This window comes from Deltaproteobacteria bacterium (assembly GCA_005879795.1).
GTDB lineage: Bacteria > Desulfobacterota > Binatia > DP-6 > DP-6 > DP-6.
This window is the reverse complement of record VBKJ01000007.1, coordinates 1-9,524: the sequence shown is the minus strand read 5'-3', so window position 1 is coordinate 9,524 and position 9,524 is coordinate 1. Positions and strand designations below refer to the sequence as shown.

Genomic DNA, 9,524 nt, shown 5'->3' with positions numbered 1-9,524 from the left:
TGATCGGGGTTGTCGCGATCGCGGCGGTCTCCCTGGCCCTACCGGTCTCGGCGCATCGCGTCGCTGCTACCGCGCTGTGCCTCGGCGTCATCGCGCTCGTGGTTGGGCTCGGCGCCATGGTGCTTTTCGCGCAGTCGATTTCCGATCCGCTCCGCATTCTGCGTCGCGGGCTCGCCGATGTGGAGTCCGGGAGCCTCGAGCCGCGGGTCGCGGTCGACGATGGGAGCGAGGTCGGGTTCCTCCAGGCCGGGTTCAACCGCATGGTGTCTGGCCTGCGTGAGCGCGAGCGCCTGCGCGACCTGTTCGGTCGCCACGTGGGCCAAGACGTCGCGCGGCGGGCGATCGAGGAGGGCGTCACGCTCGGCGGCGAGGAGCGCGACGCCGCGGTGCTGTTCGTCGACCTGATGGACTCTACGTCATTCGCCGCGGACCGCGGCGCGACCGAAGTCGTCGCGATGCTCAACGCGTTCTTCGGAATCGTCGTGGAGGCGACGCGCCGGCACGGCGGCTTCGTCAACAAGTTCGAGGGCGACGCCGCGCTCTGTATCTTCGGCGTTCCTCTCGAGCTCGAGGACGCAGCCGGCGGGGCGCTTGCTGCCGGGCGCGAGATGCAGGCCCGACTAGTGTGCGACCTGCCGGAGATCCGCGCCGCGATCGGGCTTTCGGCGGGGACCGTCGTTGCGGGGAACGTCGGTGCCGCCGACCGCTTCGAGTACACCGTCATCGGCGACGCGGTTAACGAAGCGGCGCGGCTGGCCGAGCTGGCCAAGGATCACCCCGGGCGGATCGTAGCATCAGAGACGATCGTGGCGCGTGCCGGCATCGGCGAGTCCGCCCGCTGGCAGCTGGCCGAGGCGGTCCTCGTACGGGGTCGGACACGACCGACGCGGCTCGCCATGCCCGCGGCCGGGGCGGCCGGCTGAGCGCCGAGGCCGCGAGCGCCTCACCGCTCCCACCGCGGAGCCGCCAGCTCCACCCGCCACCAGGGAGACCGGCCATGTCGAGTGATCCCTCGAACCGGACCAGCGTCGGCGCAGCCGGAGAGGGAAGGCCGCGGGTGCGACTCACCCCGGGCGCGCTAAGGGGGACGGGCACTTGGAGGCCTCGGGAAATAGGGGTCCGACTGTGCCCAAAGTGTGCCCCGACGAGGGCGGATCGCCGCCTAGGACTGCCTGCCGTTGGGCGGGAAGGCGAGTGAAAGGATTAACGGCGTCCACTCGCGAACGACGACGGCCGCGGGTGCCGCCACCGCGGGTCGCGTGGTTTGCCGCGACGTGAGCGGCGACGCATACCTCGTGCTTCCGAGGTTGCGACCACGTGATGAAGAGATCTCCGGCGAACGCGTCCAGCCTGCCGCGACGCGGTTGCACGCCGTCGGTCGATTGCGTACGAGGGGCGGCGATGCCACCCGAACGGCGCGACGGCTCAACACGGCGGAGTGCCTCGGCAGTCGTCCTGTGCCTGGCGCTCGGCGCTCGGGTCGCCACGGCGGAGCCCCCGGCGACCGCACCCTCGAAACCCGAGGTGCAGACGCGCGAGTCGCAGGCGGCGATGACACCGTCGCAGGCGCTCGACCGCCTGAAGGCGGGCAACGCGCGCTTCGTCGCGAATGCGACCCGGCGCCGCGACTGGTCGGCCAAGGTCGTCGCCACGGCTGCCGACCAGTTCCCCTTCGTGGCTGTGCTCGGCTGCATGGACTCACGCGCGCCCGTCGAGATCGTCTTCGACCAGGGGATCGGCGACGTCTTCGCCGTGCGCGTGGGCGGCAATGTCGTGAACGATGATGAGCTCGGGAGCCTCGAATACGCGGTCAAGGTCGGCGCGAAGCTCATCGTGGTGCTCGGGCACACGAGCTGCGGCGCAGTCAAGGGCGCCATCGACGGCGTGCAGCTCGGTAACCTCACCAGCCTGCTGGCCAAGATCCATCCCGCGGTCGAGGCGGTGCACTGCAGCGACTCGAAAGACGCGGGCTGCGTCACGAAGGTGGCCGAGGAGAACGTGCGCCAGTCGACGCGGGCCATCCGAGAGCGAAGCCCGTACGTGGCGAAGTACCTCGACGACGGCACGGTCGCGCTCGTGGGCGGCATGTACGACGTCGCCACCGGCCGGGTGACCTTCCTCGATCACTGAGGACCCGAGCAGGAGTCTCATGACCGGCCCCGATCGCCCCCCCCGGGGTGGGCACGTTCTGGCTGGCGGTCGTCGACGCGGGCTCGTCGTTGGCGGACTCTCGAGCTGCCGCGGGACCCCCTATCACAGCGATTCGCTCAAGGTTCGTTGGTCAGCCCCCCGCCTTCTTGCCGGGCATCCGCACCTTGGCATCACGGAACACTACTTCGAGGAGTCGTGCACGCGAGGAGGGAGCGACGGTGCGTCTCCGGGCGGCTTCGCCGTGGTGGCGATGCCGAGACTCGGATCTGCTAGAGGACTAGGGCGGCTCTGTTTGCTACCCGGGGGGAAGATCACCCCTGGCGAGAGATTTAAGGCACTCACCCATCGCCGGGTGACGAAGGCAGCGGCGCGATGACACCCGACGTCCACTACGCCAAAGGCCCCGAGGGGCAGGTCGCCTATCAGGTCACCGGCGGCGGGCCGGTGGACATCGTCTTCGTCCCGGACTGGGTTACGAATCTCGAGGTCATGTGGGAGGAGGCGGCCATCGCGCGCTTCCTCACGCGTCTCGGCTCGATCGGACGGCTCATCTGCTACGACAAGCGCGGCACGGGGATCTCGGACCCGGTGCCGTTGGGCGCGCTGCCGACGCTCGAGCAGTGGATGGACGACATCCGCACGGTGCTCGATGCCGCCGGTGCAGAGCGTGCGGTGGTGTTCGCGCACGGTGACGGCGGGCCGATGGCGATGCTGTTCGCGGCGACCTACCCCGAGCGCACGGCGGGGCTCGTCGTGGCGGACGGCACCGCGCGTAAGCTGCGGGCGGCCGACTATCCCCACGGCATACCGCTCGAGGTCGCGCCGCGGCACCTCGAAGGGATGATCGCCGAATGGGGTACGGGCGATGCGGTCCGCATCGGGGCCCCGAGCATGGCGAGCGAGGCCTCCCGGCGCTGGAGAGCCCGGCTCGAGCGACTGGCGATGAGCCCGTCGCAGTTTGCGGGTGAGTATCCCGTGGCCTTGAACGCCGATGTCCGGCCGATCCTCGGGACCATCCGCGTGCCGACCCTCGTCCTGCACCGCACCGGCAACCGCTACATCCGCGTGGGCAACGGCCGCTACCTTGCCGAGCACATCGGTCGTGCCAAGTTCGTGGAGCTGCCGGGAGACGACCACTTCTTCTATGCCGGGGACGTGGAGGCGATGCTCGCACCGATCGAGGAGTTTCTCACCGGGGCGCGCCCGGTGGTCGACGACGAGCGCGTGCTGGCCACGGTGTTGTTCACCGACATCGTGGGCTCCACGGAGCACGCCACCCGGCTCGGCGACCGCGCCTGGCGCGACCTGCTCGAGCGGCACGACACCGCCGTCCGCCAGGAGCTGGGCCGCTTCCGCGGCCGGGAGATTCACACGACGGGCGACGGCTTCTTCGCGACCTTCGACGGTCCCGCACGCGCGGTGCGCTGTGCGCTGGCCATCCGCGGGGCGGTGCGCCCGCTCGGCCTCGAGATCCGCACCGGCCTGCACACCGGCGAGTGCGAGTTGCGGGGCGACGATGTGAGCGGCATCGCCGTGCACATCGGCGCCCGCGTGGCCGCCGCGGCGAACGCGGGTGAGGTGCTGGTCTCCGGCACTCTGAAGGATCTGGTCACGGGATCGGGCCTGCGCTTCGTGGAACGCGGCGTCCATCGCCTCAAGGGCGTGGAGGGAGAGTGGCCGTTGCACGCTGCGGAGTAGCGTCGTGCATGGCGACACCGCCGCACGCAGTGGGGCGTTGCCGTCGCCCCGGTCGGAGTCTCTCGATCATCGCGAGGGAGAGGATGCGCTGGCCGAGCCAGCGAATGGGCTTAAACGTTTCGCCCGTGGCGCCGGAGCAGGGCGAAGAGGGGATGGCAGACGATCGCCGCGATGGGTCGCCTTCGCCCTCTCCGAGGGAGGAACTCGCCGCGTCGCGCGCGAGGGCGTGCCCTACAACGCCGGCGGGGCGGAGCGAGGATACCGCACGCCCGATGGGGCTATCCTTTGGGGATCGTCTGCGGCGAATTCTTCAGCTCGCCCCCTGCGCACTTCGCGTGGACGGTGTGGGGCTGGCCGTCCTTCAAGCCGGCGGGGATCGGAATCTTGAACCCGTGGTAGCCGTCGCCCTTCTGTGCGTCGAGCAGATCCTGGCGGAATTCCCTTGCCGGGACCGAGGCCAGCAAGGCATCGCCATCGTACAGATCGACGGTCACCGGGTTGGCCGGCTTGGTCGTGTCCAGCGCCCATCCGCTGATGACGTCCGCGTCGACGCCGTCGAAGTAGCCCTCGACGGACGCCGGGTTGGCCTGCACCGTCGGGGCCTGCGACACCTTCGCCGCCGGTGCCTGTGTCGGCGCCGCCGGGGGACCGGATGTGTCTTCCCCACAGCCGGCGAGCGTCGCGGCCGTGAGCAGCAACGCTGCCCCGAGACCGCGCGTCGCTGGGATCCGCTGGTTGGTCATTCGCCGCATGGACCCCTCCTTAAACCGGCATCCGGGAGATATCAAGAACCCCAGCCCGGACCCGGGAGCCGGGGATCGGCTCAAGGCGGGCTTGTAGCCGCCCACCCCATTTCGGAGGATCAGACCCTCAGATCGAGCCCTTCGCGGCGCGGGGACTGGAGCGACGCGTGAGCGCTCGTGTCCGGCTCCAACATCACGGTCGAGACGTTCAGCTTCTGACCCTGCTCGTCGTGCCATTCGCCGCGGCCGGGTCGACCTCGTCGGCCGCTATCGCCGCGTCGACGAGGGGTAGCCGGCCCCCACGGGGATGCTGATCCGCGCCGGGTCGACACGGCCGCCCCCGGGCTTCGCCGTCGGCTCCGCCCAGCGTCGCACACCGGTTGACGGCGCAACGGGCGTGCTTATCCATTTGGAGCGGAAGGAGGTGAGGAGAACATGGCACTGCCCAGCTTGCTCCGATGGAACCGCGGAGAGAGCCTGCCCGCGCGCCGGGAGGAGAATCCGGTTCCTGGCGCTCCACCGTGAGACGAACCGCCTGTTCGAGGACTTCTGGCGCGGCTTCGATATCGAGCCCTCGTTGGGGCTCCCCGAGGGGACGAGCTTTTCGCCGCGCGTGGACGTCGAGGAGACGGACGGTGAGATCCGCGTGACGGCCGAGCTGCCGGGCGTGGACGAGAAGGACCTCGAGGTGCACGTGCAGGACGACGTGCTCACGCTGAAGGGCGAGAAGCACGAGGAGCGTGAGGACCGGGGCTGGCGGGAGCGCTCCTACGGGAGCTTCTATCGGACCATCCAGCTACCCAGCGAGGTGGACGCGGACAAGGTGACGGCGGGATACAAGAAGGGCATCCTGACCATCCGCCTGCCGAAGACCGCGACGGCTCGCGAGCGCGGGCGGCGGATCCCCGTGACCGCGGCTTAGGAAGGGCCCAGGGATTCCGCCTCGGCGGCGCCGGCCGAAGGCGTCGCCGAGGCTCTGGCCGCGCCGCCGGTCTCGCACTCGCTCGCGCCGACAGCGCCTGTCGTCCAGCGGCGGCCGGGCTGTCAACGGCCGAGGAGGGACGCGCACACGCCCGAGCTCACGTCGCGACGCGAGGCGCGTACCAAGAAGATTCGGCCGAAATACCGAGACTATTCCCTCGAAATACGATGGCAGGGAATTCTCGCGGCCCCGCCTGCCTCCTAGACTCCGCTCGCCGCGTTGTTTTGGAGGAGGCCGCATGCGCGCGCGTTCGACCCTCCCGCTACTTTGCTCGCTCGCAATCATCTGCGTCGACCAGGCCGCGTTTGCGAGGAGCTCGCTCTACCGTGGCCGCGCTCCCCGCCCCGGACCCGACGTGCTCTACGGGGCCGCCGTCGCGCCACGGCTCGACGCGCTCGCGCCCGCAGTCGCCCCGCAGCTCGACGTGCTCTCCGGGGCGGCCGCCTTCGCCCCGCAGCTCGAGAACGTCGGGGTCTGGACGGCCCAGCCGATCCTCGTCTCCGGCGCCAGTGCGTACCGCGCCGGCGAGTTCCTCTACCAGGACTTCCTCTACGACGACCACGGCGCGGCCGAGGTGCCGGACCCGACCGATCCCCGCGGCGGCGGCAACCTGTTCTCGAAGCCGGACGGCACGTACACCTATCCGACCGACCCGGCGTACGCGAACGACGCGGCCGACCTGGTCGAGCTGCGCCTGAAGCCGCTGCCCGACGCCACCGCGTTCCGCCTCACGCTGAACACCTTGAAGGACCCCTCGCTGGTGGCCTTCTCGATCGCGATCGGCGGCACCGCGGGCGTGCTGCGGAGCTTCCCCGCGGGGGCGAACGTCCGGGCGCCCGCCGACCTGTTCCTCACCGTGCACCCCGCCGGGGCGGGCATGGTCGGCGAGCTGGTGGACGCGGCCACGGGGCAGCCCGTCGGGGGTCCCGCTCCCCTCGTCGCGGTCGACACCGCCCGTCGTCAGATCGAGGTGCGCGTGCCGCACGCCACCTGGGACCCCACCGGCCAGGTGGTCCGCCTGGCTGCCGGCGTGGGCCTGTGGGACAGGGCGAACGGCCACTACCTCCTGCCGCAGGCCTCCGCCGACGCGACCCGCCCCGGCGGTGCGGGGACGGCCATCAGTCCCGCCGCGTTTTTCAACGTTGCGTTTCGCTACGCGGAGCCGATGCCGGTCGCGAGCGACCCGGCCGGCACCACCACGGCCCCCGCCTGGTGGCGCGACAAGGGCCAGGGCGAGGCGCTCGCCGCGGGCGACCTGAACGCGTTCCACGCCGACGTCGACTTCGCGAAGCTCGCCGCCGCGGTGAACGACGACATGCCCGACCAGCCGGGCGGTGTGCCGCAGACCGGCCCCATGGACCGGATCCTGGCGAGCCAGTTCGAGCTGGCGCAGGGCGCGGACTTCTCCGTCAACTGCTTCCCCGCGTCAGTGGACGGCGGCGCCGGCTGCCCGGGCCAGTACCAGGGCCAGCTCCAGCCCTACGCGATCTACGTCCCCCGGCAGCCCCGGCCGCTGCGGGGCTACGGGATGACGCTGCTCCTCCACTCGCTGTCGACGAACTACAACCAGTTCCTCGGCAGCCGCAACCAGTCCCAGTTCGGCGAGCGCGAGGGCGGATCGATCGTCATCACGCCCGAGTCGCGCGGGCCCGACGGCTTCTACGACAGCTACGCGGGGGCTGACGTCTTCGAGGTGTGGGCCGACGTCGCGCGCCGCTACCGCCTCGACCCGGACTGGACGGCGATCGCGGGCTACTCGATGGGCGGCCTCGGGACGTTCAAGCTCGCCGAGCAGTTCCCCGACCTCTTCGCCAAAGGGCAGCCCACCGTCGGCTTCAGCGCCGACGACAACCTGGTCGCCTCGCTGCGCAACATCCCGTTCCTCATGTGGAACTCGCTGGTCGACGAGCTGGTCCCGCCCACCGACTACGAACCCACCGCCCGGCGGCTCGACAGCCTCGGCTACCGCTACGAGCTCGACGTCTTCACGCCCAGCGACCACCTGACGCTCGCGATCGACGATCAGTACGCGCCGGCGGCCGCGTTCCTCGACCTGACGAAGGTGAACCGCAACCCCGCGCACGTCACGTACGTCGTCGACCCGGCCCTCGATTACCCCGCGCTCGGCTTCGTCGCCGATCACGCGTACTGGCTCTCCGGGCTCCGGGTGCGCAGCACGACGCCGCCGGCCATGGGCGGCCACGCCCAGGGTAGCATCGACGCGCTCTCCTACGGCTTCGGCGCCGGCGATCCCACCCCGTCGGGCACGCAGGTGGGCGCCGGCACGCTCACCGGCGGCAACCTCCCCACGCCGCTCGTCTACACCAGCCAGTATCAGACGTGGGGGCCGGTGCCGAGCATCCCGCGGGCCCGGCGCCTCGACCTGACTGCGCGGAACATCGCCGCCGTCACGATCGACGTCCGGCGGGCCCGCGTCGGCTGCAGCGTCGACCTGCACGTCGACACGGACGGACCGATCACGATCGCGCTCGGCGGCTGCGGACGGACGGTCAAGGCAGGCGGCGCGTAGAGGGGGCCGTTCAAGAGCGCTGGCGGCGAGAACTCGAACTTCGAGGAGGATGCGATCGATGGCCGGAGGACGTGATCTAGGAGGCTGTCCGAGTAGTCATGGCGGCTGCGGTGAACGATCCGGGGGAGCGCGGCGGCAGCCGCGCTGCCAGATGGCTGCTCGCTCCTCCCTCCTGCGGCGACCAACTCCCGGCGCGCGTCCCGCGCGCCGCACCTCGTCGGTCGTCGCTGCGCTTGCCGCTCTCGCTCCCCGGCTCGTTCGCCTCGCTCACCATGACTACTCGGACAGACTCCTAGCGACGGCGTTGGTGATGACGGCAGCGGTGCTGGCGCTCATGGCGCGGGGGACGGCCCTCGCCGCGACGACGTCCTACAACGTCGTCTCCGACGTGAGGATCCCGATGTCGGACGGAGTCATGCTCGACTCCGACGAGTACATCCCCACCACCGGCTGCCCATGCCCGACCATCCTGGTGCAGACGCCGTATCGCAAATCCGGCGCGGGCGTTTCCGAGGGCAACACGATCTTTCCCTCCAACGGCTATGCGATGATCGTCGTGGACGTGCGCGGCACCGGCTCGAGCGAGGGCCTGTGGGATTCGTTCGGGGGCCGGGAGCAGCAGGACAGCGTGACGCTGGTCCAATGGGCGGCGTCGCGGCCGTTCTCCAATGGCGTGCTCGGCCTCTCGGGCGTGAGCTACGCGGCGATCAATCAGTTCCTCACGGTCGAGCAGCCCGGAACGAAGGCCGTGAAAGCGATCTTCCCCATCGTCCCGATGTCGGACGCCTACCGTGACGTCACGTGGGCGGGTGGCACCGAGGACAGCGGCTTCATCCCGCTCTGGCTGGGGCTCGTGAACGGACTCAACTTCATCCCGGCCCAGGATGCCGGGAGCGAGCGGGAGATCGCGCTCAACGCCGAGTCGCAGCACGCGATGGACGTGGCCGAGTTCGGCGGGCCGGTGGTCCTCGACGCGGCGCTGGGCGGGTACGAGATGATGCTGCCGCCGGCGTTCCAGACCTACCCCGACCAGGCTTACGACGGCCCATTCTACCGGCTCCGCTCGCCGATCCGGAACATTGCGCGCGTCCAGGTCCCGACCTTCATCGTCGGAGGCACCTACGACCTCTTCCAGCGCGGCGAGCCGATCTTGTTCAACGGCCTCATGCTCTCGGCGAGCCAGAAGAAGCTGATGATCGGACCCTGGTACCACACCACGGCCGGGAACGGTCTCACCGCCGATGACGGCTCCAACCCGGTCTACGATAGCAAGGGCAATCTGCTGCCCAGCCTCAACAACCTGCAGCTCGCGTGGTTCGATCACTGGCTCAAGGGAATCGGCAACGGGATCGACAGCTTCCCCGCAGTGGAGACCTACTATCTCGGCGCGGGGAAATGGGCTCCCGACACGAGGTATCCC

Annotated in this window: 5 protein-coding genes and 3 pseudogenes; 6 read left to right on the top strand and 2 right to left on the bottom strand. The window is 70.3% G+C overall.

Annotated elements, in window-relative coordinates; all coding sequences use genetic code 11:
- From E6J59_00225 to E6J59_00215, 3 genes are all read left to right on the top strand, one after another.
- Positions 1 to 923: adenylate/guanylate cyclase domain-containing protein (locus tag E6J59_00225; GenBank protein TMB24513.1), on the top strand; the 923-nt coding region annotated here is incomplete at its 5' end.
- A gap of 478 nt (positions 924 to 1,401) precedes the next feature.
- Entirely contained in the window at positions 1,402 to 2,130 is a 729-nt protein-coding gene (locus E6J59_00220; protein ID TMB24512.1) for a carbonic anhydrase, read from the top strand.
- A 393-nt stretch (positions 2,131 to 2,523) separates the two neighbouring features.
- A complete protein-coding gene (locus tag E6J59_00215) occupies positions 2,524 to 3,849 on the top strand; it encodes an adenylate/guanylate cyclase domain-containing protein (protein ID TMB24511.1) in 1,326 nt (441 codons plus the stop codon).
- A gap of 278 nt (positions 3,850 to 4,127) precedes the next feature.
- On the opposite strand, the gene E6J59_00210 is transcribed toward E6J59_00215, so the two are convergent.
- The gene (locus E6J59_00210; GenBank protein ID TMB24510.1) at positions 4,128 to 4,601 is read right to left on the bottom strand and encodes a hypothetical protein; all 474 of its coding nucleotides are present in this window, start codon (positions 4,599 to 4,601) and stop codon (positions 4,128 to 4,130) included.
- A gap of 426 nt (positions 4,602 to 5,027) precedes the next feature.
- Between E6J59_00210 and E6J59_00205 the strand changes: the two are divergent.
- Positions 5,028 to 5,514: pseudogene (locus tag E6J59_00205) on the top strand (Hsp20/alpha crystallin family protein).
- 550 nt (positions 5,515 to 6,064) lie between these two features.
- Positions 6,065 to 6,331 (top strand): annotated as a pseudogene (locus E6J59_00200) (hypothetical protein).
- Positions 6,332 to 6,365: 34 nt separating this feature from the next.
- Here E6J59_00200 and E6J59_00195 read toward each other — a convergent pair.
- Positions 6,366 to 6,689 (bottom strand): annotated as a pseudogene (locus E6J59_00195) (hypothetical protein).
- A gap of 1,464 nt (positions 6,690 to 8,153) precedes the next feature.
- Here E6J59_00195 and E6J59_00190 point away from each other — a divergent pair.
- Positions 8,154 to 9,524: CocE/NonD family hydrolase (locus tag E6J59_00190; protein TMB24509.1), on the top strand; the 1,371-nt coding region annotated here is incomplete at its 3' end.

Bases quoted from the DNA above. Each gene is read 5' to 3' on its own strand.
- E6J59_00220 (TMB24512.1), top strand. From the start codon at position 1,402: ATGCCACCCGAACGGCGCGACGGCTCAACACGGCGGAGTGCCTCGGCA.
- E6J59_00215 (TMB24511.1), top strand. From the start codon at position 2,524: ATGACACCCGACGTCCACTACGCCAAAGGCCCCGAGGGGCAGGTCGCC.
- E6J59_00210 (TMB24510.1), bottom strand. From the start codon at position 4,601: ATGCGGCGAATGACCAACCAGCGGATCCCAGCGACGCGCGGTCTCGGG.